The sequence below is a fragment of the Streptomyces sp. NPDC001985 genome (assembly GCF_040296845.1).
In the GTDB taxonomy this organism is placed as follows: Bacteria; Actinomycetota; Actinomycetes; order Streptomycetales; family Streptomycetaceae; genus Streptomyces.
On the sequence record NZ_JBEOYB010000002.1, the window covers coordinates 65,452 to 84,852 of the forward strand.

Sequence of the window (19,401 nt, forward strand, 5' to 3'; positions counted from 1 at the left end):
CCGCGACACGGGGCGGGAGCGGATTCCGCTCCACGGTGGCCACGGAGAACACCGAGCACACCGAGCACACCGAGCACACGGTGACCACGGTGGCCACGGAGAACAGCGCTGCCGGGCTTCCCTGTTCACGCCGGCCGACGAAATCGACAGATCCATGTCGTCGTTGCGCGACCGGAGGTGACGCCCTTGTTCACCGAACGTGACACGGAGCGGTACTACAACCACCAGGACGATCTCTATCGATCGTTCTGGGACCCGGAGGGAGGACTGCACTACGGCTACTTCCCCGACCTGGCCGGCGCACGGCCGCCGGGCGGGGCGGACACCGCGGAACGGCTCGCCGCCGCGTTCCGCGACTGGGATCGGGAGCTGCTCGCGAGAAGCGGGATCGACGGGGACTCCGCCGTGCTCGACATCGGATGCGGAAACGGCACCACATCGGTCTGGCTGGCCCGCACCACGGGATGCCGGGTGACCGGCATCGATCTCAGCCTGGTCCGTGTCACCAACGCACAGCGTCTGCGGGAGGCGAACCCGGCCGCACGCGTGACCTTCCGGAAGGCGTCCGCGGAGCGCGTTCCGTACCCCGATGGGTCGTTCTCGCACGCGTGGAGCCAGGCCACTCTCTACCATGTGCACGACCGCCCCCGCGCGCTCGCGGAGGTGCACCGGGTGCTCCGGGACGGAGGGGTCTTCGCCTTCGACGACCTCACCACCCCGAGGACACCGGTGGGCTCCGCGACCCGGCGCCATGTCTACGACCGTCTGCTGTTCGAGCCGGCGCTCAGCGCGGAGCGGTACGCCGCACACCTCGGCGATGCCGGCTTCGCCGTCGAGAGCAGCCGCGATCTGAGCGGCCACCTCAGGCGTACGTACGAACTGCTGGTGGGGCGGGTGGCCGAGCTGGCGCCGGAGCTGACGGTTCCGTACCGGGCGATGATCGACGCGGTCGACGCGGGCGAGGTCGCCTGGTCCTGTTTCATCTGCCGGAAGGCGGCCTGACGTGGCACGCGACATCGATGAACTGCTCTCCTGGATCTACGAGCCGGTGGAGCGCGACACCCTGGCGAGAAAGTACGACGCGTGGGCGGCCACCTACGACGACGATCTCGGGGACGCCTATCGCGTCTCACCGGTCGCGACGGCCCGCGCGCTCGCCCGCGCGCTCCCCGACCCGGACAGCCGGGTCCTCGACGCGGGCGCGGGCACGGGACTGTGCGGTGAGGAGCTGCACCGGCTCGGCCGGGTCAATGTCGAGGCGGTGGACCTGTCCGCGGAGATGCTGGAGGTCGCGCGCCGCAAGGGGGTCTACCGCGCGCACCACCGCTGCGACCTGGAGGAGGACACCGGGTTCTTCCCGGCGGGAAGCTTCGACGGGGTGATGTCATCGGGCGTCCTCACCCGCAACCACGCGGGGCACCGCTCGGTGCGCACCATGGACAGATGGCTGCGGCCGGGCGGTGTGGCGGTGGTGGCGATCCGGCGGGACTACTTCGATGAGCAGGAGGAGCTGCGGGAGGTGTTCACGACGGTGCCGTGGGACCTGGTCGCGGTCGACGCCGTGACGATCTTCGGCTCCACGGAGATCGATGTCCGTACCTACCGCAAGCGGGAGGGGGCCGGGGGCTGAGTACGGCGGGGGCATGGGCGGGCGGTCACCGGGGGCCGGCACCGGCCGTCACCGGGGTGTGCCGCTCCGGGGGCGGGGGCGGGGGCGCCGGTTCGGCGGCTCCGTGGCTCCGTGACTCCGTGGCTTCCCCGGTCGGCGATCATGTGTTCGCGTATCCGCACACGCGTGTCACAGAACGTCGACAGCGCCAACCGGACGGGCGGGTTCGGCGCTCCTGTAGTGCGTACGGACGGACAGCCCCCGTCCACCGCCCGCGCCGGCCGAGGAGACACCCGCCATGACCGAAATCCCGACCTCCCCGTTCCGGCGTCTTCGTGGCCGGGCCACGGGACTCGCCGTGGCCGGTACGGTCCTCGCGCTCGCCGTCCCGGTCGTGGCCGCCGCACCCGCCCGGGCCGCCGCACCCGACCCGGTCTCCGTTCTGAAGTACACCGCCAAGGAGCGCAAGGCGGCCCTCGCCCACTGGACACCGGCCCGGATCAAGGCCGTCGGCACGTCGGTGGACCTCGGTCCGACCGGACCCCATGCCAAGCCCTGGCGCGGCACCTCGCTGAAGACCGTGGGAAGGCTCTTCTTCGTCAACGCCAACGGCCACGACACCTGGTGCTCGGGCACCGCCGTGAAGAGCGCCAACAAGTCCGTGGTGATGACCGCGGCGCACTGTGTGCGCCGGGGTTCCTCCCCCGTCAACACCCATATGGACATGGTGTTCGTCCCCGGGTACAGCAAGGGCAAGCAGCCGCACGGCGTCTTCGCGGTCCGCAGCGCCGCCACCCCGCGGAGCTGGGAGAGGGACTCCGTGAACGACATGGCCGCCCTCACCGTCGACGCCGACAGGAAGGGCCGCAAGCTCACCGACGCCGTGGGCGGCCAGGCCATCGCCTTCAACCGCCCCGTCGGCGGCGCCGTCTCCGCCTTCGGCTACTCCGCCACCAGTCCGTACCGGGGTGAGGAACTCCTGCGCTGCTCCGGAAAGGCGAAGAAGGAGCACGGCACGCAGATGATCCCGTGCAGCCTGAGCGGCGGCGCCAGCGGCGGCCCCTGGTTCGCCGACTTCAACACCACCACCGGCAAGGGCACCCTGGTCTCGATGAACGCCGCGCTCGACTCCCTGGCCCCGACCAAGATGTACGGGGAGATCCTGGGGTCCACGGCCAAGAAGGTCCACGACCGGGCCCAGCGCGCCTGAGGAACGGGCGGCAGGCGGTTACGGACCCGGGTCCGCCGGATTCCGTACACCACCCGTCTCCGTCTTTCCCCTCTCTTCCCGTCCATTCCTTTCCTTTTCCTTCTCTTTCCTTCTCTTTCCTTCCTTTCCTTGTTTCCGCCCGGGCGAGGAACACCGAGCGAGCCTCTCACCGTTGAAGACCTCGCGGAGCGTCGTGTGCTGCCCCCGGACCCTCGGGCTCGCGGCCGCGACAGAGTGCAGCGGAGGAAGACGGAATGGACGGCACCACCATGGCGGACAGCGGCTCGGGCGGCTCGGCGGGTGGCTCGGGCGCCTCGGCGGATGAGGAGATCGCCCGGCTGCACGAGGAAATGCGTCAGCTGCGGGCCATGGCGCGCAACCGCCCGCTGGTCGCGCACGCCCAGGGCATCCTGCGGGAGCGCTACCGGCTGACGGACGCGGAGAGCGCCTTCACCCTGCTGCGGCAGGCGTCACAGCACCACAACGTCAAACTCCACACGCTCGCCGACGCCGTCACCAAGGCACCCCGCCCCGCCGACGGCACACCGCTCTGGTTTCCCGGGCGGGCCCGGCACGCGCCCCCCGGCCTCACGCTGCTGTCGCTCGACGGAGCGGCGCGGGCCGACCGGGGCGCCGTCCTGGGCACCGCGCTCTCCACCTGTCTGGAGATCACCGGCACCGATATGGGCAATGTGCAGTTGATGGACCGCTCCCGGACCGGTCTGCGCATCGCGAAGCACACCGGCCTGGGCGCCGAGTTCGTCTCCTTCTTCGACCATGTCGGCGTGACGGAGCCGGGGACCTCGTGCGGCAGGGCGGCACGCGACATCGACCAGGTCACGGTCCGCGATGTCGCCACCGACCCGGTGTTCACCGAGGAATCCAGACGGGTGATCCTGACCGCGGGAAGCAGGGCCTGCCACAGTGTTCCCCTCACCACCGACGGCGGCGAGTGCGTCGGCATGGTCTCCGCCCATATGAGCCGGCCCATCAAGGGGCTGAGCAAGGCCGGCACCGACGCCCTCGCCCATGTCGGCCGGCAGGTGGCGAACTGGCTGTCGTGGTACGACCGCACCATCGTCCTGGACGCCCTGGAGTTCCTCCACGCGTCGGCACTCCGGGCTCGTGGCGCATAGGCGCGGGACGCGGATGGTTTACCGCCCGGCCGACGGGGCACGCGTCTTCCCAGTGCTTCCGCAGCGCAGGCACACCTCGTGGGATCGGCCCATTCGCCTGTTCCGCCCCTGTGGCGCGCCCCGGCAGACCTGCCCACGAACCAAGAGAAGCCGATTTGCCCCGAGTAGGTACCCGGCATGGATGCACTCACCCCCAGCCCGTCCGGGCTGCCGCGCGACTGGCCCTGCCTCCGTCTCCGGACCCCGATGCCGGGAGGAGACGCGTGAGCGGAGGAGAATCCCGTGCGCCCAGGGACCAGCCCTCTCCGTGGCGAGGAGTCCCCTTCGCGCACCGCACGGTGTTCACCGGTGACCCGGGGGCCCGTGACGATCGTGCCGTCGTCCATCTGAGCGGGGAGGTCGGCTACGACATCGGCGACGAGCTGGCCGCCGCGCTCGCCCTGTGCGTCGCCTGCCGTCCGGCCGACATCCGGATCGACCTCACGGAGGTCACCCTCCTGGACTCGGCCGGGCTGACGTTTCTGGAGAACGCGCGGAACCGGGCCGCGCGGGTGGGTGTCCCCGTCACGCTCACCGGCCGGCCTCCCGCGATCGTCCTGCGGCTGCTGGAGCTGACCGGGACCCCCTTGGACGCTCCCGGCGCTGTGGTGCCCGGCGTTCCGGTGGAGGAGACGCGGCGGCCCGCGGCCGGGGAGGTAGTGCGGGCGGCCCCGGGAGGGAAGGGGCGGGGGCTGATGCTGATCCTGGCGGGGGCCACGGTCCTGGCGTCCTTCGTTCTCGATGCCCTCTGAGGCGCCGCTTCCTCCGGCCCGATGCCCTCCGGCCCGATGCCCTCCGATCCGATGCCCTCCGATCCGATGCCCTCCGACGGCGGCGGCCCGGGACCTCCCGGGCCGTACGCGCCCGGCGCGGGCCCACCCCGGGCGGCGAGGGGCCCGGGTCCGGCACCGCGCGGCACCATCGGATCGCGCCCGGGCCCGAGGGCGCGCGGCGATGACGGAGGAGACTCACCGCCCGCCGCGGGCGGACGCGGAACGCAGCCGTCGGCTGCTCCTGGAGACGGCCGGGCGTATGTTCGCGGAGCGCGGGGCCCCGGTCCCCCTGAACCAGATCGCGCGGGAGGCCGGCCTCGGGGCCGGCACGGCGCACCGCCGGTTCCCGGAGCTCCAGGCGCTGATCGCCGCCCTGTTCACCGAACGGTCCGCCGCCTTTCTCTGTCTCGCCGGCGAGGCGGGCAGGCCCGGCCGGGCGGACGGAACACCCCGCCCGGCGGGCGGCTTCGGCGGCCCCGCCGCCGCCCCCGCTCCGGCGGTGACGGCCCGCGACCGAAGCACGGGGAAGCCGGGCCCGTGACCCGGTAGGGGCCGGCCGGGGTACGCGGCCGGGGGTACGGGGAAGCCCGGGGCCCGGCGGGAAGTCGGGGGCTCGACGGGAAGTCAGGGACCCGGCCGGGAAGTCGGGGGCTCGACGGGAAGTCCGGGACCCGGCCAGGAAGTCCGGGACCCGGCCAGGAAGTCGGGGACCCGGCCGGGAAGTCAGGGCTCGACGGGAAGTCGGGGGTCCCGCCGGGAACTCCCGTGCGGGCATCCGCCGTTGCCCGCACGAGTGGCCGCCGCGACCGCCGCTCCGTCAGCCCGACGGTGACTGTCAGTGGTGGCGGATACCTTCGTCATCACCACAGCGCAGTCGAGGACGTTCCCTCTCCCGAGCCCCGGAGTGTCGCCCGATCATGACATCTGCCGTGCCCCACGCATCCACGTCCCTCGCCGACCTCCTCCCGGCCGTGCGGTACGCCGACCCGCACCGGCTCGCCGCGCTGCTGGAGGACAGGCGCCTGCCGCTCGGCTGGTGGCACGCGACCGCGCTCATGGAGGTCGAGCGGGTCACCGGCGCCGAGGCGCTGAGCCGGCTGGTGGCGCGGTCGCTGCGGGCCCTGTGGCCCCATGCCGAACTGGGCGATGTGATACCCGTGCTGCGTCTGCTGGACGGGCCCGGCGTCACGGGCCCCGGGCGCACGGTGGCCCAGGTGGCCGGGGGAACGACGGGCCCGTCCGGAGCCGCCGACGGGGACGGCGACGAGGCGCTGGCCCGGTTGTTCGCGCGCGTTCTGGACCGGCTCCACGGGCGCGGCACCGTCGCGGAGGGGACCGGGGAGGGCGTCGCGGAGAGTGCGGCGGAGAGTGACCCGTGGACGGCGGCGGTGGCCGTGATCGCCGCGTGGCTCCCCGAGGACGCTCCGGCCGAGGTGCGTGCCGCGCTCGCCGTCCTTCAGGGGCCGTCCGCCGCGCCGCGCCGCGCGGCCCCGGCGATCGCCGGGGCGGACGACGGCTCCGGCGCTCCGGAGGAGGAGCGGGATCGGGAGCGGGAAGGAGAGCGGGAGCCGGGGCCCGAGCCGGCCGCCGAACCGGCGGAGCCGGACCCCCGGCCCGCCGTCGAGGTCTCCGGGCTTCCCGAGCCCGTCACACCCGCGCTCATGGAGGCCCCGCTGGCCGCCTTCGACGGTCTCACGGCGGCCTGGGACGAGCGCACGGTGGTGATCGCCGGTCAGCGGATCTTCACCGGCCGGCCGGAGACACTCGGCGCGCTCGGGGAGCGGTTCTCGGTCAGCCGGGAGCGCATCCGGCAGCAGGAGCGCGGCATTGCGCAGATCGTCCACCGGTGGCTCGCGGGCTCCGCCGACGGCGGCGGAGCGGGGCGGGCGTTCGCCGGGCATCTGGCGGCGGTGGCCGAACGGCTCGGCAGCGTGGCGACGGTGGGCGAGGCCCACGCGCTGCACCCCGACCACACCGCCCTGGTGGGCACCCTCGGGGTGCCGCTCGGTGATGTCGTCGCCCGGCTGCTGCCCGACCGGACCGTGGACAGCGGATGGATCGTCCGCGGCGATCCGGCCGAGCTGCGGTCGGCGATGCGGGAGGAGTTGCTCGCCGCCTGCGGGGAGACCCCGCTCGGCTGGGAGGAGGCGGTGGCGCTCGGGGCCCGGTTCGGTGTCCGGGGCGAGGTGCTGGGGGACTGGGCCGCCGAGATCGGCCGGTTCCGGGTGATGGAGGGGCGACTGGTCCACTGGGGCCGGTCCGTCAACGACCGGGCCGCCGCCGTCCTGGCCCTGCACGGCGCTCCCCTCCCGATGGAGGCGATCCACGAGAAGCTGGCCGACGGCACCGCCTTCAGCAGTGTGCGCAGTCAGATATGGATCGACGAGCGGTTCATCCGCCTCGGCCGGAACCTCTACGGGCTGCGCCGCTGGGGCGGCGAGGAGTACCTCGGCATCAGGGAGATGATCGTCCGGGAGATCGAGAGAGCGGGCGGCGAGGCCGAGATCAACACCATCATCTCCACCCTGACCACACGGTTCGATGTGTCGGCGGCCTCGGTGCGCACCAATGTGAACGCACCGGGCTTCGCCCGCAGCAGACGGGGCTGGCTGTGTCTCGCCGAGCAGACCGACAGCGGCTCGGACGCTCCGTACGTCCCGAGGAACGATGTCGCGGGCACCCGGCGGTGTTTCGTCGGTACCGACGGACGGTGGTGGTACCGCCTGGAGGTCAACGCCGAGCATCTGCGCGGATCGGGGACGCCGGTGCCGGCGGGCTGGGCGGCGCATCTGGGCGGGTCCCCGCTCTGCGAACCGCTCGCCTTCACCCACGACGCCGGGGAGACAACGCTCCAGTGGCGGACGCAGCCGCTTCTGGGCTCCATCCGTCCCCTGCTGGAACGCATCGGCGCCGAGGCCGGCGATCACGCCTTCTTCAATGTGACCGACGGCCGGCTGAGCGCCCTGCGGCTGGTCGCGCCGGAGCCCGAAACCCGGCCGGAGGCGTTCGCCGCCCGCCTCACCGGCTGGACACCGGACGTGACCCCGGCCGAAGCGGTCGCGGTGATCGGGCGGCGGATCGGCATGGCGCCCGGGTACGACGCGGCCTCCCTGCTGGAACGGCTGGCCGAGCGCGGGGACCAGGACATAGCCGAGCTGCTGGACCGGGCGTTCGCCGGCGCGGTCCCGGTGTCCCTGCCTCCGTCCGGCCTGGTGGAGCCGGCCGGGGGCGGGGGCCCCAGGGCGCACGAGGAGGCTCGGTCGTGATCCGGACGGCGGCGGGGGCACGGCGTCACGCCGGGGCGGGCTCCTCGTCGGCGTGCCCGGCCGCGGGGACACGGGTCGGCCGGGGCCGGGTCTCCGGGAGCGCGGCGAAGCAGGCCGTACTGAGAAGCGCCACGCCGGTGAGCCAGGCGGCCACCCCCCAGGGCGGACCGGTGCCGTCCGAGAGAGCGGTCGCCACGATGGGGGTGAGCGCTCCGCCGAGAACACCGGCGAGGTTGTAGCCGACCGCCGCTCCCGTGCACCGCACCCTCGGCTCGTACAGCTCGGGCAGATAGGCGGCGATCACCGAGAACATCGTGACGAGCGCGATCAGCGCCACGACCGAGCCCAGGAACATCAGCAGCGGCTCCCCCGTGTGCAGCAGCGCTACGAAGGGAAACATCCACAGGGCCGCCAGACCGCTGCCCACCAGACACATCGGGCGGCGGCCGAAGCGGTCGCCGAGGAGCGCCGCCGCCGGTGTCAGCACCCCCTTGACCGCCACGGCGGCGATCACCAGGACCAGCATGGTGGTCGGGGCCACGCCCAGGCGTTCCGTCCCGTGGACGAGGGACCAGGTGGTCACGGCGTAGAAGACGGCGTATCCGACCGAGAGGGCACCCGCGGTCAGCAGCAGCAGGCGCCAGTGGTCGCGCAGCACCTCGGCGACCGGTGCGGCGGCCCGGTTGCCGGACTCCGCCAGTTCACGGAAGTGCGGAGTCTCGGCCAGCGAGGAGCGCAGCAGCAGACCGCCCACCGTGAGCACCCCGGCGATCCAGAACGGCACCCGCCAGCCCCAGGCGAGGAACTGCGCATCGGAGAGCACCGCGGTGAGCGTCAGCATCGTGCCGTTGGCGAGCAGGAAGCCCAGCGGCGGCCCCATCTGGGGAAAGCTGCCCCACAGCGCTCGCCGTCCGGCCGGGGCGTGCTCGGCGGTCAGCAGCACCGCACCGCCCCACTCGCCGCCGAGCCCGAGGCCCTGGAGGAACCGGAGCAGCAGCAGGAGGACCGGCGCGGCCGTGCCGATGGTGGAGTGCACCGGCAGACAGCCCACGGCCGTGGTGGCGAACCCGGTGGTCAGCAGCGAGGCGACCAGCACGGGACGGCGGCCGTACCGGTCGCCGATGTGCCCGAAGAGCAGAGATCCGAGCGGGCGGGCGATGAACCCGATGGCGAAGGTGCCGAAGGCCGCGAGGGTTCCGGTGAGCGGGGAGAGGGTGGGGAAGAAGAGCGGACCCAGGACGAGCGCCGCGGCCGTCCCGTAGACGAAGAAGTCGTAGAACTCGATGGCGGTCCCGGCGAGCGACGCCGAGGCGATCCGCAGCATCGACGGTTCCCGTTCCCCGCTCCCGGCGGGCTCGGGTGACGCAGCACTGTGTGCAGACATACCGGGTCAACTGTCGGCGTCCACAGGTGGTTACGGGCCCCGGCCCGGGGTGGACGCGAGGAGGGCCCCGGCCCGGAACACCCGGGCCGGGGCCGGGTGCCGGGGCCGGGTCGGAACCGGGCCGGGGCCGGGTCCGTCGGCTCAGTTGGTGCCCGGCGGGGTCGAGGCCTTGCCGCCGGAGCGCTGGGCCTTCTTCAGCAGCTCCGCCGACGGCAGGCCCCGGGAGAACTCGTCATGGCCGATCCAGGTGGACTCCCACTCGTTCGCGGGGGTGGTGTCGCGCGTCAGGAGCCACTGGGTGTTGATGCGGTCGTCGCCGTCCTGGAAGAACTGACCGCTCCAGGTGGTGTTCGAGTGGGCGTTGCGGTAGCCGTTGCGCCAGGAGACCGTCCAGCCCAGGGTGGTTCCCTCGGCGCCGCCCGCGGGGGCCGTGTCGACGCGCCCGGTCAGGACGTAGGTGCTCTCCGCGTTCCCCACCGCGGACTCGTACGTCCCTCTCAGGGTGCCGTCCGCCGTGACCCTCAGCTTCATGACCGAGCCCAGCTGGTTGTGCCAGACGCCCGCGAGCGGGGCGGCCTGGGTGGCCGCGGCGGTGGTCCCCGCCGACTGGGGGCCGGCCGCCGCGCTCGCGGTCACCCCGGTGAGTCCGAGGGTGAGCACAACAGCGGTGATCGCGATTTTCCGAGCAGGAAACACGAGTTGTCCTCTTTCTGCCGTACAGAATGATGAGATGGCCGATCGGCCCCTGAGTTGAATATCCGCGTATCGCGCGCGCATTCTTTCGCGGAGAACGCCCCCCGGCCGATCATTGAGCTACTCCATGAGGACTCTTCTCCGACTGATCTCCCCAAGGGTCGAAGAGGGCCCCGTCCGGTGGTGTGGCGCTGCCTCAGCTGGTGTGACGCCGCATCACCTGCGGGGAAAGATAGCGTTGCGACCGTGGACTGACCATGCCGGAACCGGCCATGGTCGATAGCGGTGTTCCTGGTGCCGAGAAAACCTGAAGTTGCCGGTGGGGCACGGGGAAGGGGATGTGCGCCCCGGTGGAGGGAACGTTGTTCCTGTCGACCGGGCGGGCCCTGGCTCGAATGCACGGCACCGGTGAATCCGGCCGGTATTGCCGCTTCCCTCCCGCACGAAGGGGATCGGATCATTCCATCACTGCTGACCGGGGAAACAGCGGGCCCGCGGCGGTGGCGGGGTTCGCCGGTGCCGCGGGCCGCTGCCGGTGTGCCGGGACGGGAGGACATCCGTCCGGACAGGGAGGGATCAGGCGGGGAGCTTCATGAGCATCAGGGGCGCGCTGGTGGGCTGCTCCGATCCGCCGGCGGGTTCCACGGTCACCCCGACCGCCGAGGCCGCCTCGGGGCTTCCGTCGAGGAGGTGGGCGCCCGCCTCGCGGAAGAGTCCGGCGGAGCGCATGGCCGGGCCGTCGGCGTACCAGAGCTGGTACGTCCTGCCGGGGGCGGCCGGGGGGAGTTCGGCGGCGACGAGGACGGCCCGGTCGCGGGCGCGGGAGACGATGACGATCGCCCGGGCCCCGCTGTCGGCGGAGCCGGTGACGGTACGGGCGTCGGGGGCGGAGATGACCGCGGTGAGATCCTGGAGCCTGCGCTCGGCCTGGGCGGACTGGCGGCCGGCGTCCTGCGCCCGCTGGTGCTGCCAGAGCGCGGAGCCGCCGAGCGCCACGGCGGCGAGGCAGGCGGCCAGCACCAGGGCGCCCGTCCTGCGGCCGATGGCGGCGAGGGACCGGCCGCCGGGGCGGCGGGGCGCGGGAACCCTGGGCGGGAGCTGGCGCACCGTGTCGACGCGGGCCAGCACCGCCGTCTTCAGATGCGCGGGTACGGGGGTGGCGACGGCGGCGCCGAGCCGGGCCGTGGTGGCGGCGAACTCGCCCACCTCGCGTGTGCAGTCGGGGCAGTTCCCCAGATGGCGGACGAAGGCGGCGTGCTCGGACGGGCCGAGGGCGTCGAGGGCGTAGGCGCCGGTGAGCTGGTGCAGATGGTCCGTGGTCATGTGGTCGGTGGTCATGTGGTCACCCCCATGCAGTCGCGCAGCCGGATGAGTCCATCGCGCATTCGGGTCTTGATCGTGGGCAGGGGGGCCTGGAGGGTCTCGGCGACCTCCCGGTAGGTGAGGCCCTGATAGTAGGCGAGGGTCACCGCCTGGTTCTGGAGTTCGGTCAGCCCCTTCATACAGCGCCTCACCTGTTCGCTCTCCAGCCGGGTGCCGACCTGTTCGGCCACTTCGTCGAAGGGGCGGCCCTGGGCGCGCAGCGCGTCCTGGTGCTCCCGGGCGGTCGCCGCCTCGGCGGACCGGACCCGGTCGACGGCGCGGCGGTGGGCCATGGTGGTCACCCACGCCATGACGCTGCCCTGCTCGGGCCGGTAGCGGGCGGCGTGCCGCCACAGTTCGACCATCACCTCCTGCGCCACCTCCTCGGACTGGGCGCGGTCCCGGACGACTTTGAGCACGAGCCCGAAGACCGTTCCGGCGACGGCGTCGTACAGGGTGGCGAACGCGTCCTGGTCTCCGTGGGCGACCCGGGTCAGCAGGGTGCCGAGGTCCGGTGCGGAGTGTGTCCGGTCGTCGAATCGGGGCAGCGGGCTCACCGGGCCGCCCCTGCGCTGTGGGCTCCACGGGGTGGGGCGGGCGGACGCTTCCATGGCATGCGCGGTCCTGTTCGGTTCGGTCGGCCCGGCGACGGGGCGGAGGGCTCGGGAGGGCTCGGTCGAGTGGGGTCGGGCCTGCGGGGCCGGGGCCCCTGTCTGTGCTTCGGAGCCGGTGGGGGAACGGATGGGTGGACGACCCGAGGAGAGACGGACCGGACGTCAAAGCCCGGGGCGCCAAAACCCGGTCGGGTGAACGACCCATCCGGGGAGGCGGTGGCTCCGAATCCCCGGTGTGAGCAGGTTCCGGCCGTCCGGGCACCGCGGATGCACCACCCCGCGGCCCCTTCCCGGTCACCCGACCGGGGCCGGCCGCTCCTGTCGTATCCCCCGATCTCTTCTCTGGAGTCCCGAATGAACACCCTCCGCTTCCGTCGCACCGCCATCGCCGTCACCGCGGCGGCCGTCCTCCCCTTCACCCTGGCGGCCTGTTCCGACGCGGAGAAGGACACCTCCTCCGACTCGGCCCAGGCCGAGAGCGGCAAGGACGACACCCAGGAGCAGGAGCCCACCGCCCCGGAGGACGGCGCGGCCATGGCCGGGGACAAGCCGTTCGGCACCGCCTGCGGCTCCATCCCGAAGGAGGGCTCGGGCTCCTTCGACGGCATGGCCAAGGACCCGGTGGCGACCGCCGCCTCCAACAACCCGGCGCTCTCCACCCTGGTCACGGCCGTGACCAAGGCCGGTCTCGCCGACACGCTCAACAAGGCCGAGGGCATCACCGTCTTCGCCCCCACCAACGACGCCTTCGCGAAGATCCCCAAGGCGGACCTCGACAAGGTCCTCGCCGACAAGGAGATGCTGACGCAGGTGCTGACGTACCACGTGGTGGGCGAGAACCTCACTCCCGCGCAGCTCAAGGGCGGCACCTTCGACACCCTCCAGAAGTCCACCCTCACCACCGCCGCCTCCGGGGACACCTACACCGTCAACGACACCGCCAAGGTGGTCTGCGGCAATGTCTCCACCTCCAACGCCACGGTCCACATCGTCGACACCGTCCTGATGCCGAAGTAGCCGGCGGCACGACGGGCCGGGACGCCCGGGAATCGCTTGAGCGAGCGCGCCGGAGGCCGGTCACCGCGAGGTGGCCGGCCTCCTCCGTGTCCCGGGGCTCCGCCGGGCCCCGGGACACGGCGCCGGTTCCGGTTACCGGTCCGGCACTGGCACCGGGGTCGGTTCCGGTCCGATTCCGCTTCCGATTCCGGGCCGGGTCAGTCGCGGGCGAGCGGAAGGGCGATGTCGGTGACCTGGCGGCGCGCGGGGAACGCGCCCAGGTCCCGTACGGCACCGGTCAGCACATCCACCTCGTACAGCCGGTGGCCGCCGCCGCTGTGCAGGGTGGCGTAACCGTGGTTGGTGCCCGTGGCGGGCGAGAAGTGGATATCGAAGCCGGCGTTCTCGCCCGCGTCGACGCCCAGACCGCCGGTCGCGGCCAGGCTGCCGCTGTTCGCGGGCGACTGCACGACCACCCGGTCGCCCCGGGTGTCGAGGTCGAACAGGGTCGTCGCGGTGGCGGCGCTGAGATCGTTGTTGGTGTACGCGGCGGCGGTCACCCCCAGGGCCGTGGCCGGCGGGACCGTCGCGTGGGTGAGCGTTCCATCGGCCACCGTGCCCAGCGCGCCGCCGCTGTCGTCGATGTTGTGCCGCAGGTTCTGGCCGGTGTCGCTGATCACGCGCAGCCGGTTGGCCGCGGGGTTGAAGTCGACGCCGAACCGCTGACCCGAGAGCGCGATCGTGAGCTGGGACACCTTGACCGCCCTGGCGTTGGTGGTGTCCAGGGTGTAGACCCCGCCCGCGTCACCCACTCCGTACAGCTTCCGGTCCTGGACCCGGAAGTCGATCCCGACGAGCCCGGTGTCCCCGGACAGCCCGGTGACCTGCCCGATGGACCTGGTCGCGGACGGCTTGTCCACGCCGAACCCGACCAGCCGCTGTTCGGCGGTGAGGCCCACGGCGGTGAGCGCGGCGGGCGCGGAGCCGGCCACGGGCGCGGGAAGGGGAACGGGCTCGGGCGCCCGCCCGGAGTCCGCGTGGGCGAACAACGGGACGGCGAGAACTGCGGCCAGAGCGGCACTGGCCGCGACAGCGGACTTGCGCATGTCCATCCTCCTGGGACGAGTGGTACGCCCGGGGTCCGGGCGATATCCACTGAGGTTTCGGAGCCGAACCCTCCCCGGATGGGACATTGAGCCAGAAATCATCCCTATGGCTTAGATTGCGTGACAGACCACGCCCAAGGGGTGGGGATTGCCGGTGGCTGGCCGGGGTTGGGGTTGGGGTTGGCCGCCCGCCCGGGGTGGACCGCCCGGGCGGGCGCCGGGGCGGGCGCCGGGGCGGGCGCTCCGGGCACGCATCGCCCGGGGCCGGCGCTCCGGGCCGGGGGGCGCCGGTGAGCAGGACCGCCCCGCCGGATCAACCGCCCCTGCCGCGTAGGCTCGCGATCGCCCATCAACCCGGCGCCCCGCCGACCCGCCGACCCATCACCCCGCCGACCGGGCGAGGGCACGCCGGTGAGCGGCACCGCCCTCGCCGGACCACCCCCCTGCCGCGTCGGCTCGCGGATCGCCCACCGACCATCGCCCCGCCGCCCCGTCAACCCGGCGAAGGGCGCGCCGGTGAGCGGCACCGCCCCCTGCCCGCGTCGGCTCGCGATCGCCCACCGACCCACCGACCCACCGACTCATCGCCCCGGCGCCCCATCAATCCGCCGACACGGCGACACGGCGACACGGCGCCCCATCACCCCGCCGCCCGATCACCCCATCGCCCCGCCGGCGATCCGCCGTCGCGTCGCGCGGGCGTGAGCCGGGGGAGGTGGGACGGTGACCTCCGGCAGGTGGCCGATACGGTGTCCCGTTGGGCGCGGCGGGCGCCCGTCCCGGAGAGGAGTCGAGGAGATGGCCGTATCAGGTGACCCGGCGGGCTGTCTCCGGGTGGGGCGGTTCCCGAAGGGAGCGGCGCCCTGAGCACCGTATCCGCGGAGATCCTCTCCGTCGCACTGCTCGCCGCCGTGCTGGCCTGCGCGGTCGTACGGCCGTGGGGATGGCCCGAGGCCGTGGTCGCCGTGCCCGCCGCCGTGGTCGTCGTGGCCGCCGGGGCGATCCCGCTGGAGGACGCCGGCGCGGAGGCCGCGCTGCTCGCTCCGGTGGTCGGGTTTCTCGCGGCCGTCCTGGTGCTGGCTCAGCTCTGCGACGACGAGGGGCTGTTCCGGGCCTGCGGGGCCTGGCTGGCGCGGGCCGCACGGCGCCGGCCGCGGGCGCTGCTGGGCCAGGTGTTCCTGGTGGCCTCCCTGGTCACGGCGGTACTGAGCCTGGACGCCACGGTCGTGCTGCTCACCCCCGTGGTGTTCGCCACCGCGGCCCGGCTGGGAGCCAGGCCCCGGCCGCATGTCTACGCGTGCACCCATCTGTCGAACACGGCCTCGCTGCTGCTGCCGGTGTCGAATCTGACCAACCTCCTGGCGTTCACGGCGAGCGGGCTGAGCTTCACCCGCTTCGCCGCGCTGATGACGCTGCCCTGGCTGGTGGCGATCGGGATCGAGTACGCGGTCTTCCGCCGCTTCTTCGCGACCGACCTGGACGCGGGCGAACAGGAGACGGGCGAACAGGAGACCGGCGAACGACCGCGCACGGACGGTCGGGAGACGGACGGCCGGGCCGGCGAGAAGCCCGAGGTCCCGGTGTTCGCGCTGGTCACGGTCGGCTGCACCCTGGCGGGGTTCGTCCTCGCCTCGGCAGTCGGCATCGGCCCGGCGTGGGCCGCGGCGGCCGGGGCCGCGGTACTCGCCGTCCGCGCGCTGATCCGCCGCCGCACTACACCGGCGGCCCTGGTACGGGCCGCCTCGCTCCCCTTCCTGGCCTTCGTGCTCGCGCTCGGAATCGTGGTCCGGGCCGTGGTCGACAACGGGCTCGGCGGGGCGCTGCGGCATCTCGTCCCCGAGGGCGCCGGGCTGCTCGCGCTGCTGGGGATCGCCGCGCTCGCCGCCGTACTGGCCAATCTGATCAACAACCTCCCCGCGGTGCTGGTACTGCTCCCGCTGACCGCCCACGGCGGGGCCGGCCCGGTGCTGGCGGTGCTGATCGGGGTGAACATCGGCCCCAACCTCACCTACGCGGGGTCGCTGGCGACGCTGCTGTGGCGGCGCGTCGTGCACGCCCACGACGGCGAGGTCCGGCTGGGCGAGTTCACCCGGCTCGGGCTGCTCACCGTGCCTGCGGCGCTGGTGCTCTCCGTCGTGGCACTGTGGGTCTCCCTGGCCGTCATCGGAGGCTGATGTGACCGTTGTCGTCTGGATCGTGGAGGCCACCTGGCACGCCTGCGCCGACGCGGCCCGGGTCCACGCACCGCCCGACGCGGAGATCGTGCTGCTGCATGTCACCGGCCCGGAGGCGGTGGACGCCGCCGAGGGCGCGTACGCCGGACTGCTCGGCCGCTCGCGGTCCGGCCGCGACCCCGGTACCGAGGTGGCGCGGCTGGCGGCCGAGGCCGCCGACTCGCTGCTGACCGGCGCCGCCGAGCGGGTGGGCCGCCCCTGTGTCCGGGTGGAGCGGAGCGGGCGGGCCGAGCGGGAGGTGGTGGCCGCCGCCGAGGGCGCCGGGCTGCTGATCGTGGCCCGCGACGGCGACCGCGCCCGGCTGGGGCCGCGCAGCCTCGGACCGGCCACCCGTTTCGTGGTCGACCACGCGCCCTGTCCCGTACTGCTGGTCTGGCCCGGAACGGCCCCCGACCCGGCGACGATCCCACCACCGCCCCAGGGCCCGCCCCCGCCGGCTCCGGCCGGACCGGCGGGCGGGTGACTCGGGCGCTCGCCCCTTCATGAGGGCCCTCTCGACCGGCACCACGGGTAGTGGCTACCCTGCTGGGGCAGGACGGGGGTGCGCACACGGGCGCGCCGGTGAACCGCCGCGGCAACGCCCGCAGAAGGCCGAAGGTGGTCCCATGAACGCGAGCGAGGGCTTGACGCGGAGGCGGCACATCGACCTCGGCCGGATCGCCGGCGCCTTCTGTCCGTACGCCGTCCGGCCACGCGCCATCTGACCGTACGCCGCCCGAGGCAGCTCCCGCCCCACCAGCTTCCCCTTCCCCATGTCCCCGTTCCCTCCTCCCCTTCTTTCCCCTTTTCTTTCCCCTTTCCCCTTTCCCCTTCCACCGGCCCGCCGGGCCTGTCCCCGGCCGCCGCACCCACCCCGCGCGACGGGAGTCCCATGCCCCTCCACCCCCACCGGTCCCCCGCGTCAGCGGTGGCCCGGTCGCCGGCGGCAACGAGTGGCGCGCCCACGGGGGGCGCGGCCGCGACCGGGGCGGCCGGGCACAGCGGCCACGACCACGCGCCCGGTCAGGTGCGCGCCACCGGGCGCGCGGCGCACCAGCGCCGCGAGGCCGGCCGGCACGTACCGCGACCGGCGAACTCCCCGAACCCACCCGGTACTCCTGACCGTGCACCTCTCGGTGGGCCCCGCCGGCCGCGGGCGGGGCCCACCGGCCGGGCATCCGGCCGCATCCCGAATGGAGGACCCATGGCCACCGTCCTGTCCGTCTCCGGAAGTCCCTCCGCCGTCTCCCGTACGACCCTGCTGCTGCGCCATCTCGACTCCGGGCTCGCCGACCGGGGGCACACGGTCGTCCCGCTGGAGGTCCGCTCCCTGCCGCCGGACGCGCTGTTCGGCGCCGATCCGGGGCACCCGGCGATCGTCCGGACGGCGCGGCTCCTCGCGCGGGCCGACGGGGTCGTCATCGGCACCCCCGTCTACAAGGCCGCCTACTCGGGGCTGCTCAAGGCGCTGCTCGATCTGCTCCCCCAGCACGCGCTGGCCGGGAAGGCCGTGCTGCCGCTGGCGACCGGCGGCTCCCCGGCACACACGCTGGCGGTCGACTACGCGCTGCGGCCGGTGCTGTCGTCGATGGGGGCCGCGCATGTCGTCCAGGGCTGGTTCGTACTGGACCGGCACATCACCGCCCGGGCCGGCGGGGGCATCACCCTGGACCCGCTGGCGGCGGAGCCGCTCGGCCGGGTCGTCGACGGGTTCTCCACGGCACTGGGAGGGGGCCCGCTGCTCGCGGCGACCGGCTGAACCCGCCACCCGTCTGTCCTCCGCACCTCAGCCCCTCCGGCCCGGGAGCCCCGATGTCCCTGACCTTCCACTGGTTCCTGCCCACCCACGGCGACAGCCGCCAGATCGTGAGCGGCGGCCACGGCACCCCCGCGGGCGCCACCGGCGGGGACCGCCCCGCGACCCTCGGCTATCTCACCCAGATCGCCCGCGCCGCCGAGCAACTGGGCTTCGCCGGGGCCCTCACGCCCACCGGGGCCTGGTGCGAGGACGCCTGGCTCACCACGGCGATGGTCGCCGCCCAGACCGAACGGCTCCGCTTCCTGGTCGCCTTCCGTCCGGGATTCGTCTCCCCGACGCTGGCGGCCCAGATGGCCGCGACCTTCCAATGGCACACCTCCGGGCGGCTGCTGCTCAATGTCGTCACCGGCGGCGAGAGCAAGGAGCAGCGCGCGTACGGCGACTTCCTCGACAAGGACGCCCGTTACGCCAGAACCGAGGAGTTCCTGCGGGTGGTGCGGGGACTGTGGGCGGGCCGGACCGTGGATCTCGACGGTACGCATCTGAGGGTGGCGGGCGCACGGCTGAAGCGCCTCCCGTCCCCGGTGCCCGAGATCTACTTCGGCGGCTCGTCCGCCGCCGCCGGGGAGGTCGCCGCCCGGCACAGCGATGTCTATCTGACCTGGGGAGAGCCACCGGCGGCCGTCGCCGGGAAGATCGCCTGGATACGCGGTCTGGCCGCCGCCCGGGGCCGTACCGTCCGCTTCGGCATCCGGCTGCACGTCATCACCCGCGACACCTCCGAACAGGCGTGGGCCCAGGCCCAGCACCTCCTGGACGGCTTCGACCCGGCCACGGTCCGGGCCGTCCAGCAGGGCCTGGCCCGCAGCGAGTCCGAGGGCCAGCGCCGGATGCTCGCCCTGCACGGCGGCTCCACCGCGGACCTGGAGATCTCCCCCGGCCTGTGGGCGGGCGTCGGCCTGGTGCGCGGCGGAGCGGGCACCGCACTCGTCGGCAGCCACGCCGAGGTCGCCGACCTGATCACCGAGTACTACCGGCTGGGCATCGACGAGTTCATCCTCTCCGGCTACCCGCACCTGGAGGAGGCCTACTGGTTCGGCGAGGGCGTCCTCCCCCTCCTCACCCACCGCACCCTCTGGACCCACCCCGACCGGCCCTCCGCCGCCCCGGCTCGGAGCACCATCGGGGGCACGGCGGACGGCGCGGGGGACGACACGGCGGACGGCGCGGGGGCGGCCTGA

General features: G+C 73.6%; 18 protein-coding genes. 13 read left to right on the forward strand and 5 right to left on the reverse strand.

What is annotated here, in order from left to right; all coding sequences use genetic code 11:
* The first annotated feature begins 186 nt into the window (after positions 1-186).
* The 7 genes from ABT122_RS01115 to ABT122_RS01145 all read left to right on the forward strand — a co-directional run bounded on the left by ABT122_RS01115 (position 187) and on the right by ABT122_RS01145 (position 8,033).
* Positions 187-1,002, forward strand: a complete 816-nt coding sequence (locus ABT122_RS01115; RefSeq protein ID WP_351543352.1) for a class I SAM-dependent methyltransferase — start codon at positions 187-189, stop codon at positions 1,000-1,002.
* Position 1,003: 1 nt separating this feature from the next.
* Complete coding sequence (locus ABT122_RS01120) at positions 1,004-1,630, forward strand: class I SAM-dependent DNA methyltransferase (RefSeq protein ID WP_351543355.1); 627 nt, start codon at positions 1,004-1,006, stop codon at positions 1,628-1,630.
* A gap of 277 nt (positions 1,631-1,907) precedes the next feature.
* Positions 1,908-2,819, forward strand: a complete 912-nt coding sequence (locus ABT122_RS01125) for a trypsin-like serine peptidase (RefSeq protein ID WP_351543357.1) — start codon at positions 1,908-1,910, stop codon at positions 2,817-2,819.
* 254 nt (positions 2,820-3,073) lie between these two features.
* Positions 3,074-3,955: an ANTAR domain-containing protein gene (locus tag ABT122_RS01130; RefSeq protein WP_351543360.1), complete on the forward strand. Its 882-nt coding sequence runs from the start codon at positions 3,074-3,076 to the stop codon at positions 3,953-3,955.
* A 263-nt stretch (positions 3,956-4,218) separates the two neighbouring features.
* Positions 4,219-4,746 (forward strand): STAS domain-containing protein, encoded by a 528-nt coding sequence (locus ABT122_RS01135; protein WP_351543363.1) that lies wholly within the window; start codon positions 4,219-4,221, stop codon positions 4,744-4,746.
* Positions 4,747-4,948: 202 nt separating this feature from the next.
* On the forward strand, positions 4,949-5,308 hold the full coding sequence (locus ABT122_RS01140) for a TetR/AcrR family transcriptional regulator (RefSeq protein ID WP_351543366.1): 360 nt from the start codon (positions 4,949-4,951) through the stop codon (positions 5,306-5,308).
* Between the two features lie 388 nt (positions 5,309-5,696).
* Complete coding sequence (locus tag ABT122_RS01145; protein WP_351543369.1) at positions 5,697-8,033, forward strand: hypothetical protein; 2,337 nt, start codon at positions 5,697-5,699, stop codon at positions 8,031-8,033.
* A gap of 25 nt (positions 8,034-8,058) precedes the next feature.
* Here the strand turns inward: ABT122_RS01145 and ABT122_RS01150 are convergent, their stop codons facing one another.
* The 4 genes from ABT122_RS01150 to sigK form a co-directional block, all read right to left on the reverse strand.
* The gene (locus ABT122_RS01150) at positions 8,059-9,357 is read right to left on the reverse strand and encodes an MFS transporter (RefSeq protein ID WP_351543630.1); all 1,299 of its coding nucleotides are present in this window, start codon (positions 9,355-9,357) and stop codon (positions 8,059-8,061) included.
* A 201-nt stretch (positions 9,358-9,558) separates the two neighbouring features.
* A complete protein-coding gene (locus ABT122_RS01155) occupies positions 9,559-10,113 on the reverse strand; it encodes an avidin/streptavidin family protein (protein ID WP_351543372.1) in 555 nt (184 codons plus the stop codon).
* A gap of 573 nt (positions 10,114-10,686) precedes the next feature.
* Entirely contained in the window at positions 10,687-11,433 is a 747-nt protein-coding gene (locus ABT122_RS01160) for an anti-sigma factor (protein WP_351543633.1), read from the reverse strand.
* Positions 11,434-11,444: 11 nt separating this feature from the next.
* Positions 11,445-12,029: an ECF RNA polymerase sigma factor SigK gene (gene sigK / locus ABT122_RS01165; protein WP_351543375.1), complete on the reverse strand. Its 585-nt coding sequence runs from the start codon at positions 12,027-12,029 to the stop codon at positions 11,445-11,447.
* 411 nt (positions 12,030-12,440) lie between these two features.
* Between sigK and ABT122_RS01170 the strand changes: the two genes are divergently transcribed.
* On the forward strand, positions 12,441-13,103 hold the full coding sequence (locus ABT122_RS01170; protein WP_351543378.1) for a fasciclin domain-containing protein: 663 nt from the start codon (positions 12,441-12,443) through the stop codon (positions 13,101-13,103).
* A gap of 197 nt (positions 13,104-13,300) precedes the next feature.
* Here ABT122_RS01170 and ABT122_RS01175 read toward each other — a convergent pair whose 3' ends face one another.
* Positions 13,301-14,188, reverse strand: a complete 888-nt coding sequence (locus ABT122_RS01175; RefSeq protein ID WP_451068724.1) for a DUF4394 domain-containing protein — start codon at positions 14,186-14,188, stop codon at positions 13,301-13,303.
* A gap of 863 nt (positions 14,189-15,051) precedes the next feature.
* Between ABT122_RS01175 and ABT122_RS01180 the strand changes: the two genes are divergently transcribed.
* The 5 genes from ABT122_RS01180 to ABT122_RS01200 all read left to right on the forward strand — a co-directional run bounded on the left by ABT122_RS01180 (position 15,052) and on the right by ABT122_RS01200 (position 19,401).
* Positions 15,052-16,362 carry an SLC13 family permease gene (locus tag ABT122_RS01180; protein ID WP_351543636.1) on the forward strand — a complete coding sequence of 437 codons (1,311 nt, stop codon included), beginning with the start codon at positions 15,052-15,054 and terminating at the stop codon, positions 16,360-16,362.
* Between the two features lies 1 nt (position 16,363).
* Positions 16,364-16,885 (forward strand): universal stress protein, encoded by a 522-nt coding sequence (locus tag ABT122_RS01185; RefSeq protein ID WP_351543384.1) that lies wholly within the window; start codon positions 16,364-16,366, stop codon positions 16,883-16,885.
* Between the two features lie 142 nt (positions 16,886-17,027).
* Entirely contained in the window at positions 17,028-17,126 is a 99-nt protein-coding gene (locus tag ABT122_RS01190; protein WP_351543387.1) for a putative leader peptide, read from the forward strand.
* A gap of 479 nt (positions 17,127-17,605) precedes the next feature.
* A complete protein-coding gene (ssuE, locus tag ABT122_RS01195) occupies positions 17,606-18,160 on the forward strand; it encodes an NADPH-dependent FMN reductase (protein WP_351543390.1) in 555 nt (184 codons plus the stop codon).
* 53 nt (positions 18,161-18,213) lie between these two features.
* The gene (locus tag ABT122_RS01200; RefSeq protein WP_351543393.1) at positions 18,214-19,401 is read left to right on the forward strand and encodes an LLM class flavin-dependent oxidoreductase; all 1,188 of its coding nucleotides are present in this window, start codon (positions 18,214-18,216) and stop codon (positions 19,399-19,401) included.